This window comes from Limnobacter sp. G6BE5S (assembly GCF_058448965.1).
Genome location: NZ_JBZFLM010000007.1, coordinates 80,988 through 105,849, shown reverse-complemented (window position 1 = coordinate 105,849; position 24,862 = coordinate 80,988). Strand labels below are relative to the sequence as shown.

General features: G+C 53.6%; 19 protein-coding genes. 8 read left to right on the top strand and 11 right to left on the bottom strand.

The features are described from left to right. Window positions 1-18: 18 nt before the first annotated feature. Genes ACVL1J_RS13445 through ACVL1J_RS13435 form a run of 3 tightly spaced genes read left to right on the top strand, consistent with a single transcriptional unit; the run spans window position 19 to window position 6,821 of the window. Entirely contained in the window at window positions 19-3,294 is a 3,276-nt protein-coding gene (locus tag ACVL1J_RS13445; protein ID WP_491665379.1) for a transglutaminase family protein, read from the top strand. A gap of 31 nt (window positions 3,295-3,325) precedes the next feature. Then, window positions 3,326-5,899, top strand: a complete 2,574-nt coding sequence (locus ACVL1J_RS13440) for a circularly permuted type 2 ATP-grasp protein (protein ID WP_474562236.1) — start codon at window positions 3,326-3,328, stop codon at window positions 5,897-5,899. Window positions 5,900-5,903: 4 nt separating this feature from the next. Next, window positions 5,904-6,821: a transglutaminase family protein gene (locus ACVL1J_RS13435; RefSeq protein ID WP_341237761.1), complete on the top strand. Its 918-nt coding sequence runs from the start codon at window positions 5,904-5,906 to the stop codon at window positions 6,819-6,821. A 1,084-nt stretch (window positions 6,822-7,905) separates the two neighbouring features. On the opposite strand, the gene lysS is transcribed toward ACVL1J_RS13435, so the two are convergent. From lysS to ACVL1J_RS13415, 4 genes are all read right to left on the bottom strand, one after another. Next, window positions 7,906-9,438, bottom strand: a complete 1,533-nt coding sequence (gene lysS, locus ACVL1J_RS13430) for a lysine--tRNA ligase (RefSeq protein WP_491665378.1) — start codon at window positions 9,436-9,438, stop codon at window positions 7,906-7,908. A 3-nt stretch (window positions 9,439-9,441) separates the two neighbouring features. Further along, window positions 9,442-10,546, bottom strand: a protein-coding gene (gene prfB / locus ACVL1J_RS13425) for a peptide chain release factor 2 (protein ID WP_159571524.1) whose coding sequence is annotated in 2 segments (ribosomal slippage) — window positions 9,442-10,464 and window positions 10,466-10,546 — 1,104 coding nt in all. Because the reading frame shifts where the segments join, the coding sequence is not laid out codon by codon here. A 52-nt stretch (window positions 10,547-10,598) separates the two neighbouring features. Beyond that, window positions 10,599-12,347, bottom strand: a complete 1,749-nt coding sequence (gene recJ, locus ACVL1J_RS13420; RefSeq protein WP_491665377.1) for a single-stranded-DNA-specific exonuclease RecJ — start codon at window positions 12,345-12,347, stop codon at window positions 10,599-10,601. After that, complete coding sequence (locus ACVL1J_RS13415; protein ID WP_341238036.1) at window positions 12,344-13,537, bottom strand: hypothetical protein; 1,194 nt, start codon at window positions 13,535-13,537, stop codon at window positions 12,344-12,346. The genes recJ and ACVL1J_RS13415 overlap by 4 nt, the downstream gene beginning before the upstream one ends. Before the next feature lie 73 nt (window positions 13,538-13,610). On the opposite strand from ACVL1J_RS13415, the gene ACVL1J_RS13410 reads away from it, so the two are divergent. Both ACVL1J_RS13410 and ACVL1J_RS13405 read left to right on the top strand, forming a co-directional pair. Then, the gene (locus tag ACVL1J_RS13410) at window positions 13,611-14,864 is read left to right on the top strand and encodes a lipoprotein-releasing ABC transporter permease subunit (RefSeq protein ID WP_159571875.1); all 1,254 of its coding nucleotides are present in this window, start codon (window positions 13,611-13,613) and stop codon (window positions 14,862-14,864) included. Further along, window positions 14,857-15,546 (top strand): ABC transporter ATP-binding protein, encoded by a 690-nt coding sequence (locus ACVL1J_RS13405; protein ID WP_341238037.1) that lies wholly within the window; start codon window positions 14,857-14,859, stop codon window positions 15,544-15,546. The genes ACVL1J_RS13410 and ACVL1J_RS13405 overlap by 8 nt, the downstream gene beginning before the upstream one ends. Before the next feature lie 131 nt (window positions 15,547-15,677). Here the strand turns inward: ACVL1J_RS13405 and ACVL1J_RS13400 are convergent, their stop codons facing one another. From ACVL1J_RS13400 to ACVL1J_RS13370, 7 genes are all read right to left on the bottom strand, one after another. Then, window positions 15,678-16,304, bottom strand: a complete 627-nt coding sequence (locus ACVL1J_RS13400) for a hypothetical protein (RefSeq protein ID WP_491665376.1) — start codon at window positions 16,302-16,304, stop codon at window positions 15,678-15,680. Between the two features lie 7 nt (window positions 16,305-16,311). After that, entirely contained in the window at window positions 16,312-16,938 is a 627-nt protein-coding gene (locus ACVL1J_RS13395) for a hypothetical protein (protein WP_341238039.1), read from the bottom strand. Continuing rightward, window positions 16,935-17,117: a hypothetical protein gene (locus ACVL1J_RS13390; RefSeq protein ID WP_491665375.1), complete on the bottom strand. Its 183-nt coding sequence runs from the start codon at window positions 17,115-17,117 to the stop codon at window positions 16,935-16,937. The genes ACVL1J_RS13395 and ACVL1J_RS13390 overlap by 4 nt, the downstream gene beginning before the upstream one ends. 28 nt (window positions 17,118-17,145) lie before the next feature. Continuing rightward, window positions 17,146-17,769, bottom strand: coding sequence for a hypothetical protein (locus ACVL1J_RS13385; protein ID WP_341238040.1), 624 nt, complete (start codon window positions 17,767-17,769; stop codon window positions 17,146-17,148). Next, window positions 17,766-18,857, bottom strand: a complete 1,092-nt coding sequence (locus tag ACVL1J_RS13380; RefSeq protein WP_341238041.1) for a DUF2515 family protein — start codon at window positions 18,855-18,857, stop codon at window positions 17,766-17,768. The genes ACVL1J_RS13385 and ACVL1J_RS13380 overlap by 4 nt, the downstream gene beginning before the upstream one ends. Beyond that, window positions 18,854-19,390 (bottom strand): PAAR domain-containing protein, encoded by a 537-nt coding sequence (locus ACVL1J_RS13375; RefSeq protein WP_491665374.1) that lies wholly within the window; start codon window positions 19,388-19,390, stop codon window positions 18,854-18,856. Before ACVL1J_RS13375 ends, ACVL1J_RS13380 begins: the two co-directional genes overlap by 4 nt. Window positions 19,391-19,468: 78 nt before the next feature. Next, a complete protein-coding gene (locus ACVL1J_RS13370; RefSeq protein WP_159571551.1) occupies window positions 19,469-20,014 on the bottom strand; it encodes a DUF2062 domain-containing protein in 546 nt (181 codons plus the stop codon). A gap of 15 nt (window positions 20,015-20,029) precedes the next feature. On the opposite strand from ACVL1J_RS13370, the gene ACVL1J_RS13365 reads away from it, so the two are divergent. The 3 genes from ACVL1J_RS13365 (at window position 20,030) to ACVL1J_RS13355 (ending at window position 24,856) form a co-directional block, all read left to right on the top strand. Then, window positions 20,030-20,815 (top strand): TatD family hydrolase, encoded by a 786-nt coding sequence (locus ACVL1J_RS13365; protein WP_159571554.1) that lies wholly within the window; start codon window positions 20,030-20,032, stop codon window positions 20,813-20,815. A 240-nt stretch (window positions 20,816-21,055) separates the two neighbouring features. After that, window positions 21,056-23,341 carry a DNA internalization-related competence protein ComEC/Rec2 gene (locus ACVL1J_RS13360; protein ID WP_341237393.1) on the top strand — a complete coding sequence of 762 codons (2,286 nt, stop codon included), beginning with the start codon at window positions 21,056-21,058 and terminating at the stop codon, window positions 23,339-23,341. A 99-nt stretch (window positions 23,342-23,440) separates the two neighbouring features. Continuing rightward, window positions 23,441-24,856, top strand: coding sequence for a circularly permuted type 2 ATP-grasp protein (locus ACVL1J_RS13355; protein WP_341237394.1), 1,416 nt, complete (start codon window positions 23,441-23,443; stop codon window positions 24,854-24,856). The last annotated feature ends 6 nt before the right edge of the window (window positions 24,857-24,862 follow it).

The window sequence follows — 24,862 nt, the reverse complement described above, 5'->3', positions numbered from 1 at the left end:
CATTTTTGGGATTACAAAGTGTCAATTCACGTTGCTCTGCGCCATATTACACGGTACCGATACGACCGCTTGATCAACCTGGGCCCTCAAGTGGTGCGTTTGCGCCCTGCTCCGCATTGCCGTACACGTATTTTGAGCTACAGCATGAAAGTGCTGCCGCAAACTCATTTCATCAACTGGCAACAAGACCCGCAAAGCAACTATTTGGGGCGCTTGATATTCCCTGAGCGCACCGGGATGATGGAAATTGCAGTTGATTTGGTGGCTGAAATGTCGGTGCTGAATCCCTTCGATTTTTTCCTGGAGGAAGCCGCCGAGTACTTTCCGTTTAAATACGATGCGTCGCTGGATCAGGAATTGGCGCCCTACCTGGTGCCCTGCCACACAGGCAAGGCGTTCAATGCCTACATGGCCGAGCTGAATTTGAGCCGTGTAAAAACCATTGATTTCCTGGTGGCCTTGAATCAAGACCTTGCTGGGCGGATCAAATACTTGATCCGGATGGAACCCGGTGTGCAAACACCCGATGAAACCTTAAACAGTGGCTCTGGTTCCTGCCGAGACACCGCTTGGCTGATGGTGCAAATATTTCGGCGCCTTGGCATGGCAGCGCGGTTTGCCTCTGGCTACCTGATTCAATTGACCAGCGATGTCAAAGCAATCGACGGCCCCGATGGCCCGGAAAAAGATTTCACTGATCTGCATGCGTGGTGTGAAGTGTATTTGCCCGGGGCTGGCTGGATCGGGTTGGACCCCACGTCGGGTTTGCTGGCGGGTGAGGGTCATATCCCCTTGGCCTGCACGCCCGAACCCGGAAGCGCCGCACCCATTACCGGCACGCTGGATGAATGTGAAGTTGAATTTGAACATGAAATGAGTGTGCAGCGTATTTACGAATCGCCGCGCACCAGCAAGCCCTACACCGAGGCGCAGTGGAAAGGTATCGAAGCACTGGGCTTTGAAGTGGACAAGGCACTGGACGCGCTGGATGTGCGCCTGACCATGGGCGGCGAACCCACTTTTGTGGCCAACACCGACCGCGGCGCAGCGGAGTGGAATGTGGATGCACTGGGCCCCACCAAGCGCGACTACGGCATCAAGATGCTGAACAAGCTGGCCAAATACTACGGCAAAGGTGGTTTTTATCATTTTGGGCAAGGCAAATGGTACCCGGGCGAACAATTGCCCCGCTGGGCCTTGTCGATGTATTGGCTGAAAAGCGGTGAGGTAATCTGGAAAAATCCGAAACTGCTTAGCCATGAGCAAGTTGACGGCAAGGCGACCAACGCCACCGCCAAACAATTCATGGAGGAGCTTTGCAGCCGGTTGGGACTGCACCCGCGCTATGTCATGCCCGGTTTCGAAGACGCCTGGTACTACATGTGGCGCGAACGCAAATTGCCAGTGAATGTGGACCCCTTCGATTCGCGGCTTGACGACCCGCTTGAACGAAAGCGCTTGAACAAGGTATTCACCCAAGGTCTGACTGAGGAAGTGGGATACTGCCTGCCCATTCAATCGGCCAAAGGGCAATGGCGAACAGGGCGATGGTTTCTGCGCGATGAACGCCTGTATCTGGTTCCTGGCGATTCGCCAATGGGTTATCGCCTGCCACTTGATTCACAACCCTGGGTGGCCAAGAAAGATTTTCCGTACACCATTCCTGCCGATCCGTTTGCGCCAGCAGCACCTTCCCGAATGGCGCTGCAAAAGCCAGGTGCAAAAACCGGCGCGGCGGATGACACCGAGCCTGTGTTGAAAGAATCGGCAACCCACGTGGTACGCACTGCCATGTGTGTACAGGTGCGAAATGGACACCTGTATGTATTCATGCCCCCACTGGAAGTACTGGACGACTACCTGGAGCTGGTGGCCCGGATAGAAGACACTGCAGAGGCGATGAACCAGCCCGTGGTGCTGGAAGGGTATCCGCCCCCGCGTGACAAACGCCTGACCATGCTGCAGGTGACACCCGACCCGGGCGTATTGGAAGTGAACGTGCAACCCAGCAAAACATGGGCTGAATTGCTGCACCTGACCAATAATTTGTACGAGGACGCACGGTTGATCGGACTTTCAACCGAGAAATTCATGCTCGATGGCCGGCACAGCGGCACGGGTGGCGGTAATCACTTTGTGATGGGCGGCGAAACACCCGAGAACAGCCCTTTCCTGCGCCGCACCGACTTGCTGGGCAGCCTGCTGCGTTACTGGCACAACCACCCAGGTCTGTCATACCTGTTTTCGGGTCTGTTCATTGGCCCCACCAGCCAGGCACCGCGAGTGGATGAGGCGCGCAGCGATCAGGTGCATGAGCTGGAACTTGCGCTCACCGAACTGGGCCGGCAAATGCAAAAACACGCGGGTAACCCACCGCCGTGGATTATCGATCGCTTGTTGCGCAACATTCTGATTGATTCAACGGGCAACACCCACCGCAGCGAATTTTGTATCGACAAGCTGTACAGCCCTGACACCTCAACAGGTCGACTGGGGCTGCTCGAGTTGCGTGCCTTCGAGATGCCACCCAATGCGCAAATGAGCCTTGCTCAACAACTGCTGCTGCGCGCCCTGATTGCCAAATTCTGGAAAACCCCCTACACCGGCCGTTTGGTGAAATGGGGCACGCGCTTGCACGATCAATTCATGCTGTCGACATTTGTAAAAAATGACATGGCCGACGTGGTGGCTGATTTGCAGGCCGCAGGCTTTCCGTTTCAACTGGATTGGTTTGCACCGCACTTTGCATTTCGTTTTCCAAAAATGGGCGACTTTTCCAGCCGGGGTGTGGAGGTGGAAATTTTCAGTGCACTGGAACCCTGGCATGTCTTGGGCGAAGAAGGTGCACCGGGTGGGACGGTGCGATATGTAGATTCCTCACTTGAACGCGTTGAAGTAAAAGTGAAAAACTTTGTGGACGAGCGCTACACACTGACTTGCAATGGCGTGCAAGTGCCCCTGCACCGCAGCGGCACTGAAGGCGAATATGTAGCTGGTGTGCGTTACCGGGCCTGGCAACCACCCAATGCCTTGCACCCCACCATTGATGTACACACGCCCTTGGTGTTTGAACTGATCGACACCTGGAACGGCCGCAGCCTGGGTGGCTGCCAGTACCACGTGGCACACCCTGGCGGGCGCAACTACGATATTTTCCCGGTGAATGCCTTTGAAGCGGAAAGCCGCAGGTTGACGCGCTTTTTCCGCATGGGCCACACCCAAGGAAAGGTTAGTGTAAAAAGCCCAAGTGGAAGACCGGAGTTCCCCATCACACTAGACCTAAGATGGTGTTAGGCATTTACAATAGGGCACCGAACTTTAGGCAATGACCGCTTTGAGCGCGAACCCGAACACCACCCTTGCAAATGTTGAGGTGCCCTGGCAACAGAGCATCCTACAAGGCACCAGTGCGTACTACAGCGAGCTGGCGGTCAAGGGCGTTCTTCGACCTGTCTGGGCTGACTTTGTCAACCGATTACCCACCACGGGGCTTAGCGATCACCTGGACAGCAAACTGAATGCGCTGGCCAAGCAAATTCGCGACAACGGCATTACCTACAATGTTTACGCAGACCATGCACAAGGCACGTCACGCCCATGGTCTCTCGATTTGCTGCCCTTCATCATCGACCAAGCCGATTGGGCTGTACTTCAAGCCGGCATTGCCCAGCGCGCACGCCTGCTAAATGCCATGATGGCCGATGTGTACGGCAAGCGCGAACTGCTCTCCAAAAGTCTGCTACCCGCCGATTTGGTGTACGGGCATTCTGGCTACTTGCCACAAATGCAAGGCACCGAACCTCAAAACGGGGTGTGGCTGCACATGGTGGCATTTGATTTGGGCCGCAGTCCCGATGGCAAATGGTGGGTGATTACCCACCGCATGCAGGCACCTTCCGGTCTGGGTTATGCCCTTGAAAACCGCTTGAGCATTTCGCGCAGTTTCACGCGTGGTTTCCGCGAAATGCACATTCAGCATTTGGCGGGGTTTTACCGCGACTACATCGACGGCATACGCAGACTTTCACCCAAAGGTGACAATGCACGCATTGCCCTGATGACCCCGGGCCCCTACAACGAAACCTATTTTGAACACACCTACCTGGCGCGCTACCTGGGCATATCGTTGGTTGAAGGCAGTGACCTGACCGTACGCAACAACCATGTATTCCTGAAAACGGTAAACGGGCTTGAACCCATCGATGGCCTGATTCGCCGTACCGACGACCAGTGGCTGGACCCACTTGAGCTGCGCGAAGACTCGCAACTGGGTGTTCCCGGCTTGCTGCAGGCCATTCGCACTGGCGGCGTAGTCATGGCCAACATGCCGGGCTCCGGCTGGTTGGAAAGCCCGGCCATTCATGGCTTCATGCCAGGTCTTGGCCAACATTACCTTCAGGAAGATTTGCTGCTGCCCAGCGTACCGAGTTGGTGGTGTGGGGAATCACCCGCCTGGGCGCAAGCCAGCGAAAGGCTGAACAACCTGGTGATTAAATCCACAGGGCCAAACCGGCGCGGGCGAACCATGGATTCGATCATGGGCTCCGAGCTGGATGAAATCGAGAAACGCGCGTGGCTGTCGAAGATCAGCCAACGGCCTTCGCAGTACACCTTGCAGGAATTAATACCGCTCTCGCGCGTGCCCATTTGGACCGGCGCAGGTGGCATTGAAGAACGCGCCATGATGCTGCGACTATTCGCAGTGACCGACGGGCAAGGCAACTACACGGTCATGCCCGGCGGACTAACCCGCGTGGCAGGCGACCAAAATGGCATTGTGAGCATGCAAAAAGGTGGCACCAGCCTGGACACCTGGGTGCGCAGTGGCGAACCCGTAGAACGCACCACCAACCTGAAAGAAAAGCTACAAGCCAAAGATTTGCAAGCGTTGCGTAGACCTGTTTCCAGCCGAGCCGCTGAACACCTGTTCTGGTTGGGGCGTTACACCGAGCGCGCCAGTTTTTCACTTCGCTTGTTGATGCGCGCCCAATTGCTGCTGAACGAGGAAGAATACCTGGACCCCACCACGCTCGGCCTGTTGCATGAATTGTGCGGCAAACAGGGCTTAAGCACTGAGCTGGACCCGGCCGAACCATTGACTCAAGATGAACTGGAAACCAATATTCTTGAAAGGCTGTGGTACAAAACCGGCGTGGATGCACCTGCCGCGGTGGGTTTGGCAGGTCAACTGAATGGACTGGCCAACGTGGCGGGTCAACTGCGCGAGCGCTTAAGCAGTGGCCACTGGCGCCTGCTGAACGATTGCGCCAAAGTGCTGACCGAACCCGAATGGGTTCGTTTCCAGCGCACCTTGCCCACTTCATCACTTGAACAGGTACAGTTGTATTTGTTGGCCATGCACGGTGAACAAAGCGACCACATGACCCGCGACAATGGCTGGCGCTTTTTACAGCTAGGGCGTCAGCTTGAACGCCTGTGCGGTGCCTGCGACTGCTTGTTGTCAATGACGAGCATGCCCGGGCGTGCCGGTGAACATGGTTTGGCCCTGGCCATTGCGCTTGCCGACAGCACGATTACCTACAGGTCGCGCTACCAGCACCGTTTTGAATGGTTGCCCACACTCGACCTGCTGATTTTTGACGAAGACGCGCCCTATGCCATTCGCCGAATTCTGTATAAGCTGGACATTGTGATCGACCGTTTGCCTGGCGATACCAGTCAAATACGCCAATTGTTCGACAGCGTGTACCGCAATGGCGACATGCCCAAGGGACTTAGCCTTGAGGGGTTGCAACCACCCTTCCCGGCCGAAACAGGGCGTCAGTTGCGTGTTTGGTTGCAAGAATTACTCGATACCGCCCTCAAGGTTTCCGACCTGGTCGGCGCTCAATATTTCAGACTGGCTGAATTGCCCGATCAAGTCATTCAGGGAAGATAAATCAATGACCTTCTCCGAAAGAAGAAAGGTGACCCATGTCACCGACTACGACTATCACCAACCCGCAGAGTGCGCTCAGCAAATTTGTATCCTCCAACCGCAGGAAGGAGTAGGCATGCAAGCCGGCCCCTTGCGCAAGGGGCAAAAGCTGATTTCGCACAGTTTGAAAATTCGGCCAAACCCTTCAAGCGTGCAAAGCAACACCGATGCATTCGGCAATGTGGTTCATCACTTTGAGATGAATTACCCACATGACAATCTGGAAGTGCTCAGTGAAAGTGAAGTCGAGGTGAGCAGCTTTTTGCACACAGGTCCAATCGATGATTTGATCAGCCCAAGCTGGAATGATTTGGTAGACCAGTTGCGCTATCAGGCCGGTCAGGCGATTTCAAGCGATTATCAGTTCAGGTTTGAATCCAAGCATGTGCCGCTGCTCGACTCGCTTCGCGATTACGGCAGTCTTGATTTCTGGCCAGGCCGTCAAATTGTGCATGCAGGGCAAGCGCTCATGCAGCGTATTTTTCGTGAGTTCAGCTATCAAAGCGGATCAACCACCATTCACACCACCGTTGAAGAAGTGATGCAAAGCCGCGAAGGTGTTTGCCAGGACTTTGCGCATGTGATGTTGGGCGTACTCCGATCACTTGGACTTTCAGCGCGCTATGTGAGTGGTTATATGCTGACTGAACCACCGCCCGGGCAGCCCAAGCTGCTGGGCGCCGATGCCAGCCATGCTTGGGCATCGCTTTGGTGCGGGCCTGATGTGGGCTGGGTCGACTTCGACCCGACCAACAACCAGTTACCGGACACGCGCTACGTGACTGTGGCGATTGGGCGTGACTATGCTGATGTGCCACCGATGCGCGGGGTTGTGCATGGGGGTGGAGAGCATACGCTGAAGGTGGCTGTAACGGTGTTCTGAGTTGCGCGTCGTTCAGCCAGTTGCTTGTTGGCCTCCGTGCACGTTGGATTATTCACCAGTTCGTTTGCTGCCTCCACGCTTGTCGCGTATCCTCCAGCTGCTTTCTTGATGGCCTCCGCTCATGTCGCTTCATCCCGCCTTGGCGGACTTTATTCCCTTCTTGATTGCTGGCTCGGTTCATGCGAAACGCAAAAGCGTGTTCGCATCGCTTCCTATCGGAAGCGCCCCTCGCTGTGCATCAAGCGGGCAGCCCACCTGAACTCGGCGAGATGAATGCAACAAAGCGCGGAGGCCTAAAAATGCCTGTGACAATCCTTTCAAGACGGAATATCCTTGGATGACTGCTTGAACACCTTCGACTGTCCAGACCTATTGACTTCGAAGCCGTATTCACCTTCCCTCATATTGATTCGATACGAAAAGCGGCCGCTCACTCCAGCATCGTTTGTACTCAGTTCATAGAAACACTCATCCGCTTGGGCACAACCTTCCTGAAACAGAAAACGACTGGTCTTCTCGTCAATCCAATCGGATCTGATTTCCCGATCAGCCGTCTTGATCAAGATTGGTCGCTGATCAGTGTCGCAAAAATTCTCGACGATCAACACTTCATGAGATTTGAATATCAACTCGCATGCAGTTTCCGAATGCATAAACAGTTGAGTCGATAGTCGCTGATCAGACGCGGAACATGCAGAAATAATCGGAAGGGAAGCAAGTATTACAACAAAGGCAGAGCAAAGCATAGTGAGCCGAGCAATATTTTGGATGCTCAGTGTAATAGTGCGCTCACAGAACGCAAATTAAATGTTCTGTTGTGCATCACCGGCGCTCAAGTTCACCTCATGTGTTGCACCGTTCCGCCGATTTCAGGTGGGCTGCCCGTTTGATGCGCAGCGAGGGGCGATTGCGCAAGCAATCGATGCGAACACGCTTTTGCGTTTCGCATGAACCGAGCCAGCAATCAAGAAGGGATTAAAGCCCGCCAAGGCGGGATGGTGCGACACATGAGGTGAGCATTGCACTTGCGGTGAACACAAACCGCGCAGGAGACTGAATCACGCCCGCGCGGTGCAAATTTGACTTAGTCCTCGCGCCGTAGGTGCGGAAACAGAATCACGTCCCGAATATTCGGGCTGTCAGTGATCAGCATCATCAAACGGTCAATACCGATGCCACAACCACCAGTGGGTGGCATGCCGTATTCAAGCGCACGAATAAAGTCAGCGTCGTAGAACATGGCTTCGTCATCGCCTGCCTCTTTCGCTTCAACCTGCTTCTTGAATCGATCCGCCTGGTCTTCCGGGTCGTTCAATTCAGAGAACCCGTTGGCAATTTCACGGCCCGTAATGAACAACTCAAAGCGCTCGGTAATTTGTGAATTCGCATCGGATGCTCGCGCCAAAGGCGACACTTCAACCGGGTAGTCCACAATGAACGTGGGTTCCCACAACAGGCTTTCAGAGGTTTCTTCAAACAAAGCCAACTGCAAAGCACCGATGCCTGCGTTTTTCAGTGCAGGCTCTTTGTCCACATGCACACCCTTCTTGGCCAAGGCCTGCTTCAGGTAGTCGATATTCTGCAAATCTTCCGTGCCGTATTCGGGGAAATACTTTTGAATCGCCTCAACAATCGTTAAGCGTGCAAACGGCTTGGACAAATCAAGCTCACGACTCTGGTAAGTCAAGCTTGCACTGCCGGTTGCTGTAGTGGCCACGTGTTGAATCACCTGCTCGGTGAAGTCCATCAGGTCGCGGTAATTCCAGTACGCCGCATAGAATTCCATCATGGTGAATTCAGGGTTGTGGCGTGGGCTGACCCCTTCATTGCGGAAGTTGCGGTTGATCTCGAACACACGCTCGAAGCCGCCCACAATCAGGCGTTTCAAATACAGTTCAGGCGCAATGCGCAGGTACATTTCCATGTCCAGTGCATTGTGGTGTGTGACGAATGGTTTGGCCGAAGCACCGCCAGGAATCACATGCAACATCGGCGTTTCCACTTCCAGAAACCCGTGATTGGTCATGAAATTTCGAATCGAGGACATGCCTTTGGAACGAGTCACAAAGGTGTCGCGTGTTTGCTCGGAAACGATCAAATCCACGTAACGCTGACGGTATTTGATTTCCTGATCAGCCAAGCCATGAAATTTGTCGGGCAGCGGGCGCAGGCTTTTTGCCAACAAATGAATTTCCGTGCAGTGCACGCTCAATTCACCTTTGTTGGTTTTGAACAGCTTGCCTTTGGCCGCAACGATATCGCCCAAATCCCAGTGCTTGAATTCGCCGTGAACGTCTTCGCCCACGCCTTCATTGTTGATGTAAAACTGAATGCGACCAGTGCCGTCTTGCACGGTTGCAAAACTGGCTTTACCCATCACACGTTTGAGCATCATGCGGCCAGAAACGGATACCTCAATGCCTTGCGGATCGAGTGTTTCTTTGTCCAGCAAACCGTAATGCGCGTGCAAATCGGCAGCGCGGTGTTCAGGCTTGAAGCTGTTGGGGAAAGGCTGACCTTTCTCGCGCAATTTGCTCAGCTTGCCACGTCGCTCGGCAATAATCTGGTTCTCGTCGACTGGCATTTCGTCGCCAGCGGCTTGTGTTTTGTCGTTCATGGTTTAGATACCTTGCTTCAAGCTGGCTTCAATGAATGGGTCGAGATCGCCATCGAGTACGCGCTGGGTGTTGGAAATTTCAACACCAGTGCGCAGGTCTTTGATGCGGCTGTTGTCCAGCACATAGCTGCGAATTTGGTGGCCCCAGCCCACATCGGTTTTGGTGTCTTCCAAAGCCTGTTGCTCGGCCATGCGCTTGCGCATTTCGAACTCATACAGTTTGGCTTTCAACATGCCCCAGGCTTCATCGCGGTTGCGGTGCTGCGAACGGTCGTTTTGACACTGCACCACAATGCCTGTGGGTATGTGGGTTAGGCGAACAGCCGAGTCGGTTTTGTTGATGTGCTGACCACCCGCACCACTGGCACGGTAGGTGTCGGTTCGCACATCGGCGGGGTTAATGTCGATCTCGAATGAGTCATCCACTTCAGGGTACACAAACAGGGAAGCAAATGAGGTGTGTCGCCCACCCGAGGAATCGAAAGGCGATTTGCGAACCAAACGGTGTACGCCGGTTTCGGTGCGCAGGTAACCAAACGCATACTCACCTTCCACCTTGATGGTGGCAGATTTAACGCCGGCCACTTCACCGTCAGACTGTTCCATCACCTCGACCTTGAAGCCCTTGCGTTCGCAATAGCGCAGGTATTGGCGCAATAAAATGCTGGCCCAGTCTTGGGCTTCGGTGCCACCGGCACCCGCAGTAATGTCGATGAAGCAGTTGGCCGGGTCGGCCGGGTTGCTGAACATGCGGCGGAATTCGAGGTCAGCAATGATTTTTTCGTATTCTGCGACATCGCCTTCAATGGCTTCCAGCGCATCGAAGTCGCCCTCGGCCTGGGCCATTTCGACCAGTTCTTGTGCGTCGCTAATATTGGATTGCACGGTGTTCATGGTCACCACGACGCCATCGAGCATCTTTTTCTCTTTGCCCAGCTCTTGTGCATGTTTGGGATCATTCCAAACATTGGGGTCTTCCAGTTCGGCGTCAACTACTGTGAGTCGCTCGGCCTTGCGGTCGACGTCAAAGATACCTCCGCAACTGGCCAGCACGGTCGGCTTGGTCAGTCAGGGCGTTGATGATGGCATTCAGGCGTTCGGCTTCCATGTTTCTCTAATGTATTCAATGTGCGTAACCCGATATTGTAACGCAAGCCGCCTTACAACACATGCTCCACAATGATTTGCACCGCATCGCCGCCGGTGAAAGTGTCCCGTTCAAACCGGTAAGCCAGTTTCACTTTGGCCGGCAGTGCCTCTACTGCTCGCCAACGCAAGGCCACGAAGGTTTTCCCATCGCGGCGCAAGGTGAACTTGCTGTGTGCGTTTTTCAGCAAACGGTGCTCCAGCACCTCAAATTCATCACAAAACAGAGGAGCCGGGAAGCCCTGCCCCCACACCTGTGTGTCCAGCAAATCCACAGCGCTGGCTGCAATGTAGTCGGCGGGAATGGAACCATCGGTTTCGACCACCTGTGTTAGCGCACTGGGGTCGCTTAAATCAAGAATGGCTTTGGCAAATTCAATTTTGAATTGCTCAATGGCGCCCTCGGCAATGGTTAAGCCAGCCGCCATGGCGTGCCCGCCGAACTTGGGCATGCTGCCTTCGGGCAGGCGTTTGCACACCAAATCAAGCACATCGCGCAAATGCACGCCCTGCACGGAACGGCCACTGCCTTTCCAGAAGCCGTCGTCGCCGGGGGCCAAGGCAATGGTGGGGCGATACAGGCGTTCTTTGATGCGAGACGCCAAAATACCGATGACACCCTGATGCCAGGTGCCGTGCGCCACCACAATGCCCGCAGCAGGTTCGTCCTGGCTGATGAATTTTTCAATGTCTTCCAGCGCATCGCGCTTCATGTCCGCTTCAATGCGCTTGCGTTCTTCGTTCATTTTCCCAAGCTGGGCGGCCAAGGCGCTGGCCTCGGCGGCATCGTCAGCCAGCAAGGTGCGAATGCCAATGGCCATGTCGGCCAGGCGGCCAGCGGCATTCAGGCGCGGGCCCAATGCGAAACCCATGTCGGCGGCTGTGGCCTTGCGGGGATCACGGCTGGCCTCATGAAACAAGGCCAGCATACCCGGCTGGGCGCGGCCTGCGCGTATGCGCTGTAAACCGTGCGCCACCAAGCGGCGGTTGTTCGCATCCAGCTTCACCACATCGGCCACGGTACCAAGCGCAACAAGGTCAAGCAGCGCATCAATGCGGGGTTGGCTGGCGGCATCGAACACGCCGCGTTCGCGCAACACGGCACGGGTGGCCAGCAACACATAAAACATCACGCCCACCCCGGCAATCGATTTGCTGGGAAATTCACAACCTGGCTGGTTGGGGTTCACAATGGCCAAGGCTTGCGGCAGTTGCTCGCCGGGCAAGTGGTGGTCGGTCACAATCACGCCAATACCCAGCTCATTGGCCTCATTCACGCCGTCAACACTGGCAATGCCGTTGTCCACGGTCACCAGCAAATCAGGTTCAAATTCTTGGGCTGCCAGTTGAACAATTTCAGGGCTTAGGCCGTAACCATATTCAAAGCGGTTGGGCACCAAAAAATCAATGTGGTACTTGGCGGCTTCTTCATCGGCGCCCAGGCTTTGCAGCAGCATGCGCAAGCCGCGCACGCCCACCGCTGTCGCAGTTGCGCCATCGCAATCGTAATCACCCACAATCACGATGCGCGCACCGGCTTCCAGTGCATCTGCCAAAATTTCTGCGGCTTGATCAATTCCTTTGAGTTGAGCAGGCGGAATCAAATCAGCCAGTTTGGTTTCTGCTTCAGCTTGGGTATCGACTCCGCGCGTGGCCATTAAGCGGGCCAACAAAGGGTGCATGCCTTGGCTGCGAAGTACAGCCTCAACTTGCGGACGTGGCGTTCGAACCCGGTGCTGAACCGCATTGTTCAAAGTGTTCATGACCGCCCCTCCCATTCAGCCTGAATGCTGTCCTGGTCGCGCTGGCCTTGTTGCCATGCGGCTTGCAGGTCTTCCTCGGAAGGACCTTCCTGCACTTCGGGTTCACCCAGCACGGCCCAGTTGGGTGTGTTCTGCCAAAATTTAAAGCGGTTCATCCAGTTACTTTTTAAAGTTTTCCATCCATTGTTGCCCAACAGCACCCAGTTAAAGGCCAAGCCCGCCAGGCGCATGGGTTGCAGCACTTCGCTTTCCAGCAGTTTGAACACAGCAATATTGCCACCCCAACCTTGAAAGTTTACGCAATACACATGATCGGGTTTTGGCCCGGAATGGGCGCCCTGTTTTAATACGGGACCCAGCAATTGGGTCCAGAACACAAAGCGGTTTAGGGCTTCATCTGCACCATCGGTCATTTTTACGGCATCAAACACGCCATCCTCTGACACCGATTTCACACGCGGCAAAGGCACTTCCGTTTGCCAAGCCTCACCACCGCCCCAAAACCACAACGCATTCAAAGGCTTTAAGCCTTTGGCCTCGCGGGCCTTGTTGAATTCAGCGTTGTGCAATTCCACCTGCATATTCAGCCACATGCGCCGCCAGTCGCTGCATTCGTGGGTCATGGGCAGGTAATCGGTCAATCGAATGCCTTGCACCGACCAAGGCGAAGCCTGCTCCATGGGCACAGGCACAGGGTTGCTCAACAGGCTGTGCAAACCAGCGGGCGTGTTCAAGGCCCAGCCATGTTTTTCCAGCAGAGGTTTCACCACGCTCCAGAAGGCGTCCAGGTCAGCTTGGCCAACCTGCAACACCTCGGGTGGCGTAAAGCGCACGCCATCGCGTTCAATTTCCAGACAACCCACTGTGCCCCAAAACCGGGTGAAAGGCGTTAGAGGTGCTGTGTTGTCGCCTGCCTCCGGGTTTTGAACCATGGCCCAAGCCGGGTACTGGTCGAACTTTGCCCGGGCTTGTGAATCCAAGTATCGCAACAGCCAGGCTTCGATACGGTCAAGCCCATCGGCATTTTGGTATTCTGGCGCAGCGTTTCTGGCCATGGTTTGCAGCAAACCGGCTGGCAAGCCCGCAAAAGACTGGGCCTGCGAATTGGCAGACAGGCGTTCAAGTGCCATTTCAGGCACAAGAATGTTGGGAACGAACACCCACAAAGGCGCATTGCTTGGTTTGGACACGGTTTTATTCACACTACAATGAGAGCGCTTTGAAACTTCGGAAGCGCATTTGAACAATTCGGGACAATTTGTGATTAGTTTACCCTTTGATGTTGAAATTGCACTGCGTTATGTGCGCGGTGGCGGCCACAGAAGCCGCGACAAATTCATTTCCTTCATTTCTGGATTGTCCATGGCCGGTATTGGGCTTGGCGTTGCCGCCCTGATCGTGGTGTTGTCGGTGATGAACGGTTTTCAGAAAGAAGTGCGCGACCGCATGCTGTCGGTGATTGCACACATCGAGGTACTGGCCCCGCAGGAAGGGTTCGACAACCCCGAGGCGCTGGTGGGTGCGATCAAAAGCGCCAACCCCAAAGTAATTGGTGCTGCGCCTTACGTGGCCGGTGAAAGCATGCTGGCCCATGGCGATTTATTGCGCCCCGCCATTGTTCGCGGCATTGACCCCGCGCAAGAACAGCAAGTGTCGGATTTCAAGGAAGTGATTTCCGGCAGCCTCAGCAACCTGCAAGCTGGCGAATTCCGCGTTGTTTTGGGCATTGAGTTGGCCAAGCAGATTGGTGTCAGCGTGGGCGACCGAATTACGCTGATTGCGCCTTCGGGCCAAATGACCCCCGCTGGCATGATCCCCCGCCTGAAGGCATTCGAAATTACTGCCTTGGTCAGCACTGGCCACTATGAATACGACAGTGGCCTGGTGCTGATGAATATCGACGACGCAGCACGTTTTTATCGCAGCCTTGGCCCCACAGGCATTCGCGTGAAGCTCAACGACATGGACGCCGCCCCCTTTGTGGCCCGCGACATTGAAAGCCAATTGCCACCTAGCGTGTGGGTTCGCGATTGGTCGGTACAAAACCGCACCTGGTTTGCTGCGGTTCAAACCGAGAAACGCATGATGTTCATTATCCTGACCCTGATCATTGCCGTGGCCGCATTCAACCTGGTTTCGATGCTGGTAATGACCGTGAAAGACAAACGCGGCGAAATCGCGATTTTGCGCACCTTGGGAGCAAGCCCATTTGCGATTCAAAGAATTTTTATGTTGCAAGGCGCATTGGTGGGCTGGATAGGCACATTTCTGGGTGTAACAGCGGGTTGGTTGCTGGCCATTAATTTGGGCACCATTGTGCCGGCCATCGAGCGCGCACTCAGCGTTGAATTTTTGCCAAAATCAATTTACTTCATCAGCCAGTTGCCCTCCGACCCACGCGCAAGCGATGTGGTCACTATCGTAACCGTGGCCTTGGTGCTCAGCGTGCTCAGCACCATTTACCCAAGCTGGCGCGCATCGCGTGCCGAACCTGCGGAGGCCCTGCGTTATGAGTAATGTTGTTCTGGAAACCAAAAACCTGAGCAAGGCGTTCAAAGGCATTACTGCGAACGACAAAGCCACACAAGTCATCAAAAACCTGAACTTTCAGGTGCAGGCAGGCGAAACCGTGGCAATTGTTGGTGCCTCCGGCGCAGGCAAAAGCACACTGTTGCATGTGTTGGGTGGGCTCGAGAAAGCCGACAGCGGTTCAGTGCTGTGGGCTGGCCAGGCTATTGAGCCATGGTCGGTGCGCAAACTGGGCATGGAACGCAACAAAACGCTGGGATTTATTTACCAGTTTCACCATTTACTGCCCGAGTTTCATGCCTTGGACAATGTAGCCATGGCATTGCGCATTGGTGGTGAGAACAAACAAGTGGCACGAGAAAAAAGCGCTGTGCTGTTGAAACAATTTGGGCTTGAACACCGGCTAAACCACCGCCCTGCGGAGTTGTCGGGCGGCGAACGTCAGCGCGTGGCGATTGCGCGCGCCATGGTGACCAACCCAAAAGCCATTTTGGCTGATGAGCCCACCGGCAACCTGGACCAGGAAACTGCCGACCAGGTATTTGAAAGCCTGATTCACAGCAAGGCAGCCAACAAATCTGCCTTGATCATCGTGACCCATTCCATGGAACTGGCGCGCAAGTGCAGTAAGGTGTTGAGGCTTGAGAAGGGTGAACTGAAGGCGGAGTGAACTATACGAATCGACTTAGCTCATTTTTGTGGTGCTTGATCCACTGAAACAGATTGTTGTGCACTGTCATCGAATGGTGAGTCGATTTGAAATTCCACCAAAGATATAAGCAAGCAAAGTATTGTTTATGTTCACTCCCTGTATTTGCCCATGGAAATAGTGACTAGGTACCCTTTGTTGTCCGGATATCGGGTGTTCTCGTAACAGGTGATCACGATCATGAGCTGGTATAGTTTCCCGGCGTTCCAGTGAGTACTTAGGGCAGCGCACTTTTTAAGCGCTTCGTGCCAAACAGGGGTGTTGTCATACGCAGGATATTCTTCTGGTTCATCAAGTTCCCACCCCGATTTTCTCCATTGATTTTGCAGATCCAGCACGATATCCAAGGCCTCTTGTAGCGGTAAAGGTTCTACCTGGGGGGACAGTCGTACGCCGTCAATATTGCCTTTGTCATCAAAGCCGACAGTAAAAAATTTTGCTGCGGGAGTTTTGAACCCATGAACAGGGTCTGCAAAACGCATGTACGACAACTGTTTGGGTTGGCGATACCAATGACGGCCCTCATAAACGGGACCAATCTCGGCAGTTGATCTGGCCTGCATGTCTTTCCAAGGCTCACCGATTATCAATGCAATTTCCTTGGTTGGCGTCAGCATTTCAGCTGCTTTGCAAGCACCTACTACAAGAAGTGTCGCTGCAAAAACCGCGAGAGTTTTATGGTGTTTGACCCACTGAAACAGATTGTTGTTCACTGTCATCGAATGCCTAATGCCATGGTTTGCCCATCGACAAGCTAATTAAAAAGCGCTGTTCATCGGGATATCTTTCATCTTTGTAACAAGCCATGATCAGCATGATCTGATATTTACCTTTAACCTCCAAATAAGTTGAGTCAGGGGCGCAACGTGTCATTTTCTCAACCAGCAAGGCGGAATTTTCATAAGGTGGATTTTCATCGGGGTACATCACCTCCCACCCGGACTTTCTCCATTGATTCTGCAGATCCAGCACGATCTCCAGAGCTTCCTGTAGCGGCAGCGGCTCAACTTGGGGGGACATTCTGACAGATCGAATTGAAGCATCGTCGTCAAACGAAACAGTAAAAAACTTTGCAGGCGGTGTAACAAAGCCGTGTTTGGGGTCAGCAAACCTCAAGTAAGCGAGTTCTTTAGGCATCCGATACCAAATTTCATTGGGTATGTGATCAGCAATTTCTGCTGTTGATCTAGCCTGCATGTCTTTCCACGGTTCACCGATTATTAATGCAATTTCCTTGGCTGGCGTCAGCATTTCAGCTGCTTTGCAAGCACCTACTACAAGAAGTGTCGCGGCAAATACAGCGAGAATTTTGCGCCGTCTGATCCACTGAAACAGATTGTCGTGCACGGTCATCGAATAGCGCTTCCATTTGAAATTTCACCCAAGCTTTGTTCAATCACGTGTCGATTTCCGCTTCTTAGCAGGTTGTGGAATTGCTTTGCTGCGCGCAATACAAAGGGCATGCGTTCACCCAGATTGGCCAGATTTGCAAAAGCACTGGCGCTGAATTCAATGCTGCGGCCATCTTTCAAGAGTGCGCATCGGCAGGCGAATTATTATTTATTCTCTATACTTACCCATGGAAATAGTGACCAGGTAACCTTTGTTGTCCGGATAGCGGCTGTCCTCGTAACAATCAATAGCCACCATCAGCTGGTACAATTTCCCTGCATTCCAGTGAGTACTTAGGGCAGCGCACTTTTTAAGCGCTTCGTGCCAAACAGGAGTGTCGTCATATGCTGGAAACTCTTCTGGCTCATCAAGTTCCCACCCCGATTTTCTCCATTGATTTTGCAGATCCAGCACGATATCCAAGGCTTCCTGGAATGGAAGTGGTTCGACTTGGGGGGACATCCTAATACTGTCTATTTTTCCCCTGTTGAAACCAACCATGAAAAATTTAGCTGGAGGAGTTTTAAATCCATATTCAGAGTCCGCAAACCTTAAATAAGCAAGTTCTTTGGGCGTGCGGTACCAAATTTCATCGGGTATATCATCGGCAATCTCGGCAGTCGATCTGGCCTGCATGTCTTTCCACGGTTCACCGATTATTAATGCAATTTCCTTGGCTGGCGTCAGCATTTCAGCTGCTTTGCAAGCACCTACTACAAGAAGTGTCGCGGCAAATACAGCAAGAATTTTGTGCCGTCTGACCCACTGCAACAGATTGTTGTGTGTTTTCATCGAATGGCGTTTCCGTTTGAAATTTCACCCAGGCTTTGTTCAATCAAGTGTCGGTTTCCGCTTTTTAGCAGGTTGTGGAATTGCCTTGCTGCACGCAATACAAAAGGCATGCGTTCATCCATGTTGGCAAGATTTGCAACGGCACTGGTGCTGAATTCAATGCTGCGGCCATCTTGCAAGGGTGCACATTGATTGGCCAGTGTCAGTTGAACGGGTTGTTCCAGCCCCGTGGAAATATTGGTGACATAGGCCAGTGAACTGGCTGCCTGGTTGCTTTGTAACAGCCCACGCATCAAAAAGTCTTCGTAAATGGCGGGTTGAAGAATATTCGCTTGTTCATGACGAGCAAGCAAACGAACACTCTCAAAAATATCCCCAGCTTCAATTGCTTCGAATGCGGGAATGATTTCTTCGTATGGTCGACCAAACTTTACTTTGCTTGCAATCGGCCAAAAAATCGGAAACTTCGGGTTTTGGTCAATCTTCTGGCGTGCGTTCATGCACTTTTTCATTTCCCCAATCCCCCGCTTTTTGTAAAACATGTGCAGCGGGTAAATGTCCAGAAACAAGGCGGTGTTGCCCAGGGCCAGGGTGTCGAACACATACTTCATCGACACCTCTGCACCTTCCATGCCGCCACGCACACCAGCTGATCCAATTTTTGCACCGGGCGGTACCCAAGGTTTTCGTTCAATATTCTCCAGTTCGCGCTGGGTGCGGTTGATCTGTTCCATGCCTGTGGCTGCGTGTAACAGGCCACAGCCCACCTGTTTGGATGCAAAAGCCGCAAGCCCGGCCCATTCAAAGCGGCTGTCGGCTTTCCATAGCGCTGCATATGCCGCATTAATGCGCCTGTTGCGCGCAATGGGGTCGGCAATCAACACGCCGCCGGGGGCAACAATGTGCTGGGCTTCGCGCTGGTAAATGCGCCACAGGCAGTCGCAGGTTAATACTTCAACTTCCGCAATCAGTTTTTCGGTGTTGTCGTAGCGGTCGGTGCTGTAGCACTTGCACTTGTCCAGCGTGCGCGCGCCTTTGTGTAGCAGAAGGTCGTCGCTAAGCAGGTGGGGAAAGCAATTGTTGGTCATGGCATGGTGTGCACAATCAATTCTGCCTGAACGGTTTTGTTGACCACCAGTTTGCGGGTCAAACCTTCGGCGTTGGTGTGCCCCGATTCAACTGCGCCAGTGGACAACTTGATGCTGTAGGGCACGCCTTCCAACGGTTCTTGGGTTTCATGGTGCCGAATTACAAACTGCACCACTTTGTCTTCGGTTTGATTGCCCAAGGGGTTGTCGGGAATTTGCTGTTCCGCAATTCGGGCAACAGAACCTGTTGGCGCGGCGTGGGTGGTGCTGGCTTGCGAGGCGATCAACGAAGCACCGCACGCGGTTTTCATGCCTTCATAGGCCAGGGGCACATTGTTGAATGTGTGGGCTGGGTTGCCCTGCGCAATCGGGAACACGCCCTTGCACAGCGGGCAGGCCACCTTGTGGCCCATGGCGGCCACTGTACGGCCTTCAACGGTGTAAAACGGAAAGCCTTCAAGCACTGTGCCACCGTGGCTGGTGGTGTCGCCTTGGCGAATCATCAATGGCATGGTTTTGCTCTGTTCGGTCAATAACCGAACAAGCTAACATGCCGCGTTTTGGATGGAAAAAGGTGCCACCACAAGTGGTGAGAGTGGGTTGGTTCTGGGTTAACCCAAACGCTTGCGCCTGCGTATCACCGCAATTCGAACGCCAATGTTCCAGGCCACGCGAACGCTGATATAGCCCAATATTGACAAGGTCACCATGAGTGCGGGCAGCCCCACCGCCAGCGATGGCCCCATGGAGAACATCCAGTCCAGGAAAGCGCGTGACGAATCCAACCAAGCGGACCAGTTCCAGTGTGGTGCAGGTTGAATATTGGCCTGCCCTATCCCGCCAAGAAGAAAGTCACCATAAGCGACAGCAATCAGATAAAGCGGCACAATCGTGATCGGGTTGGTATACAGGGTGACGACAAACGCCACGGGCATGTTCACCTTGCCCACCAGCACCCAAATGAGAGAACCGAAAATTTGAAAAGGCCCGGGGATCAACCCGCAAAACAGGCCAGCAGCCACGCCACCCGCGATACTTTTTCGATTCAAGGCCCAAATATTCGGGTGCCCCAAGAAGCGTTTGAATGGCCGTGCCCAAGCCAGGCGATCGAAATGATCGGGCGTGGGCAGGTACTTGCGAATTTTCCGACGAAACATGGCAAACTTTAAAGTATGTGGACCGACACGCACCTACACCTTGATGCTTCTGAATACGACAGTGATCGCACTGCTGTGGTTCAGCGTGCGCGTGAATTGCATGTTACCCGCTTTGTATTGCCCGCCGTGGGCGCATTCAATTTTGATACCGTAAAAAAATTGGCCCACCACACCGCAGGCGCGGTTTATTGCCTGGGCATACACCCCATGTTTGTAGACAATGCACGCGAAGAAGATTTGCTGACCTTGAAGCAAAAAATTCAGCTATCAATTGATGACCCCAAGTTTGCGGGCATCGGGGAAATAGGTCTGGATGGGTTTGTGCCTGGCCTGAATTGGGAAAAGCAGGTGCGGTTTTTCAACGCGCAATTGAAGCTGGCCCGCGATTTTGATTTGCCCGTGGTCATGCATGTGCGCAAGGCACAAGACCCGGTTTTAAAAAGCCTGCGTGTTTATAAACCACGCAGCGGCATTGCCCACGCGTTTAACGGCAGCTTTCAGCAAGCTGAACATTTTTTGAATTTGAACATGTGCCTTGGCTTTGGCGGTGCAAGCACATTCACGCGGGCACTGCAGCTGCGGCGACTGGCTACCGAGCTGCCCGAGCATGCCATGGTGCTTGAAACCGATGGGCCTGACATTGCACCTGAATGGATCAACAAACAACGCAACGCACCGGAGCATTTGCCCCGAATTGCACAGACCATTGCGCAATTGCGCGGGCTGAGTTTACAAGAACTTTCAGCGCAAACAGAACGAAACGCGCAACGCGCACTGCCCGCACTCGCCCTGCAAAGCTAACCAAAACCATCACCCAAATTCGGTCACCATTGGTGAACTTGAACACATTGGTGCACGCTTGTGGGCTTGCCTCCACACCAATACCAAGTCGTGCCTTCCCTGCCGTTGTTCACAACAGCTTACTTGCTAAGCCTTCTGCTATTCCACAGCCAAACCACTCTGCCATGGACGTGGGTAAAAGTTCATCAAGCGCTGGGCGGAAACAGTCTCATTCTGTTCGCATGGGCAGCAAGTTTCCTGATGCTTGGTATTCGCGGCGGCGTCAGCAAATCCATCAGCGAGAAAATAAGCTGGTTTATTCTGGGTGCTGTCATGGCGCAAATGTGCGCGGGCCTTCAAGCGGCTGCACATCAACACGCACAGGTCCCCTTGAGTTGCAACAAACAAAAAATCAAATCCGAATTCCGCCTGCTTGAAAAAACATTCCGCGACAACAGCGCACAAACCTGGCTGATTGAACACACACCAGAAAGCCCGTGGATTAAGAGTGACTGCCTGATGAACGGCGCTCGTTTGCAAGTTTTTGTTGACAATGCATCCACTTACCAAGAACTGCTGCCAGGAGAGTTTTTCCGGGCAATGGTTCGCATCAAATCGCCCAAAGCACCTTTGCAGCTGGAAGGTTTCGATGTTCACCGCCACTGGTTTGCCAATCGAATCGCTGGCACTGCCCAATTGAAAGGCGTGCTGGAGAAATTACCTGAAGCAGCCATGCTGAATCCGTTGGTTTGGATGGAGCGTGCTCGTCTGCATGTTGCAAACACCATTGTGACCGCCCTGCAAAACCACCCCGAACGGGCTTTGGTGTTGGCCATGGTAGTCGGTGATCAAGGCTTGATCAGCGCCGAGGATCGTGAAATGTTCAATGCCACTGGCATTGCGCATTTGGTTGCCATTTCCGGTTTGCACATCACACTGTTTGCCATGCTGGCAGGCAAATTTCTCAGTGCGTTGTGGCGTCGCTCCTCATTGCTTTGTCTACTGCTACCCGCTCCGTTGGCGGGCAGTGCCTTCGGTTTGCTGTTTGCAGTCCTGTACGGTTTGATTGCAGGTTGGGGCGTACCCGCCCAACGCACCGTGTTCATGCTGTTTGCATTGTTTGTGGGGCAAGTGCGCGCGGGGCATCAAAGCAGCTGGGACACATTTTTTCTCGCTTTGTTCTTAACCCTGGCGTTCGACAACTGGGCTGTACAGGATGCAGGTTTCATTCTCTCCTTCGGTGCCGTGGCACTGTTGATCCTCGTCACCCAAGGGCATTACTACTTCATTAAACCCCGGCATGAATTCATTGCCAACGCTTTGAAAGCCCAGTACACGGTCACCATTGGTTTGATACTTCCGTGCGCAATTTTATTCAACCAACAATCACTCATCAGCCCTGTGGCCAATGCCCTGTCCATTCCCTGGATGAGTTTTGTGAGCACGCCCCTGGCATTGATTGGCGGCCTGACGCAACAAGCATGGGCGCTGCTGCTGGCAGCCGACAGTCTTTCTGTACAGCGCGAATGGCTTGTCTATTTCAATGAATTGAGCTGGGCCACCGTACCGGTACACAACCAGCCTTGGTGGATCAATGCATTGGTGGCGACGGGTTGTCTGGTATTGATTTTACCTGCCGGACTTATTGCCCGGTGGGTCGGAATCGGGCTGATTGGCTTGCTGGCACTTCCGCCACCGCGGCCAGAACACAATGATTTCTGGATGACCCTGATGGATGTCGGCCAAGGCACAGCCATCAGCATTCAAACCCGGAAACACTTGCTGATTTACGACGCTGGCCCTGCTTTCAATTCGCGATCCGACTCGGCCAGGCGCGTGGTCCTGCCATGGATGGCCGCCCATGGATATCGGCAGGCCAATATGTTCATGCTGTCACATGACGATGCAGATCATTCCGGCGGTGCACCCCTGTTATTACAAAAATCAGTACCCGCTCAGTTTGCGTCGTCCATCGACAAACAACACCATTTAAACTTGCTTGCTCAAACTCTTCAAAGCAGCACCAGCAATTGCCACACCCTGAAGCCGTGGACCTGGGACGGGGTGACATTCACCCCACTCGGACTTCACTCACCCCACGATAAGTCCCAAAAGTTATTGGCAAAGAACAATCAAAGTTGCGTACTGAGAATCAGCAATACGCTGCACAGTGTGCTGTTGACGGGTGACATCGAAGCGATTTCGGAAATGACCTTGTTGGCACAACACGGGGCAAAAGCGCTAAGGTCCCGGGTACTTGTAGTGCCCCACCATGGATCAAAAACGTCATCAACCACTCCGTTTCTTCACGCTGTGCGGCCCGAGTACGCCCTCATACAATCTGGCTGGGAAAACCAGTTTGGTCATCCACACCGACACGTGATTGAACGATACGAAACCATGGGCGTCCAATGGTCCAATACCGCCCAAAATGGTGCAATGAAATGGAAGTTCAACCACATGAACGTTCAGCCTGAAGTGCTCAACGCACACCAGCAACGCCAGCGATACTGGCACATGCACGAAAGCGGTGCAAAAGGTCGTTAACACTGTTAACTTTATGCCTGAGCGCGACACAATCAGCCTGCATGCGCTTGGCATGCTTCTTGTTACTTCAAAACTACACAGAACAGGAATAATCAACTTATGTCAGCAACACCCTTCGACGAAATGTACACGCCCGGCGGCGAAATTCGCCCGCATTACCTGGATTTTTCGCGATGGCTGGAAATACAAACCCCTGAGAAATTGCAAAACAAGCGAGCCGAGGCAGATCTTATTTTCAGACGGGTGGGGATTACGTTTGCTGTGTATGGCGAAGAATCGGGAACGGAGCGATTAATTCCATTCGACATCGTGCCGCGCGTCATCAAGGCGTCTGAATGGAAAACACTGGAAGCCGGATTGCGCCAGCGTGTCCAAGCGCTCAACATGTTTTTGAAAGACATTTACAACGAGCAAAAAATACTGGGCACAGGGCTAATTCCGCCTGAACAGATTTTCAACAATGAACAATACCGCCCTGAAATGCAGGGCGTGAAAGTGGCTGGCGATATTTATGCCCACATTGCCGGTGTTGACGTGGTGCGTGCCGGTGAAGGCGAGTTTTATGTGCTCGAGGACAACCTGCGAGTGCCTTCAGGCGTCAGCTACATGCTCGAAAACCGGAAAATGATGATGCGCCTGTTTCCGGAACTGTTTGCCCGCAACCGCGTGGCCCCAGTGGAACATTACCCCGACAATTTGCTGGAAAACCTGCGTTCGGTCTCGCCACAAAACAGCACCGACCCCACAGTGGTTTTGCTTACGCCAGGCATGTACAACTCGGCCTATTTCGAGCACGCCTTTCTGGCCCAGCAAATGGGCATTGAATTGGTGGAAGGAAAAGACATGTTTGTGGATGAGGAAGTGCTCTACATGCGCACCACTCAAGGTCCAAAACGTGTGGATGTCATTTACCGCAGGCTGGACGACGACTTTCTCGATCCACTGGCCTTTCGGGAAGACTCGCAATTGGGTGTCCCAGGTTTGTTGTCGGTGTACCGCGCAGGCAATGTCACACTGGCCAACGCAATAGGCACGGGTGTGGCCGATGACAAATCGATCTATCCTTATGTGCCTGACATGATTCGCTTTTATCTCAGCGAAGAACCGATTATTCAAAACGTACCCACTTGGCAATGCCGCAAACCCGAGCAATTGAAAGAGGTGCTGGACAAACTGCCTGAACTGGTCGTGAAAGAAGTGCATGGCGCGGGTGGATACGGCATGTTGGTAGGACCGGCATCCACCAAGGCGCAAATTGAAGACTTCCGCAAGAAACTCATTTCTGATCCTGCGAAATTCATTGCCCAACCCACACTGGCTTTGTCGACATGCCCCACCTTTGTGGAACAGGGCTTGGCGCCCCGCCACATTGACCTGCGCCCCTTTGTGTTATCGGGCAGCAAGGTCAGCCTGATCCCGGGCGGCCTGAGCCGGGTGGCGCTGCGCGAGGGCTCGCTGGTGGTGAACAGCAGCCAGGGCGGTGGCACCAAAGACACTTGGGTACTGGAACGATAAGGAGCA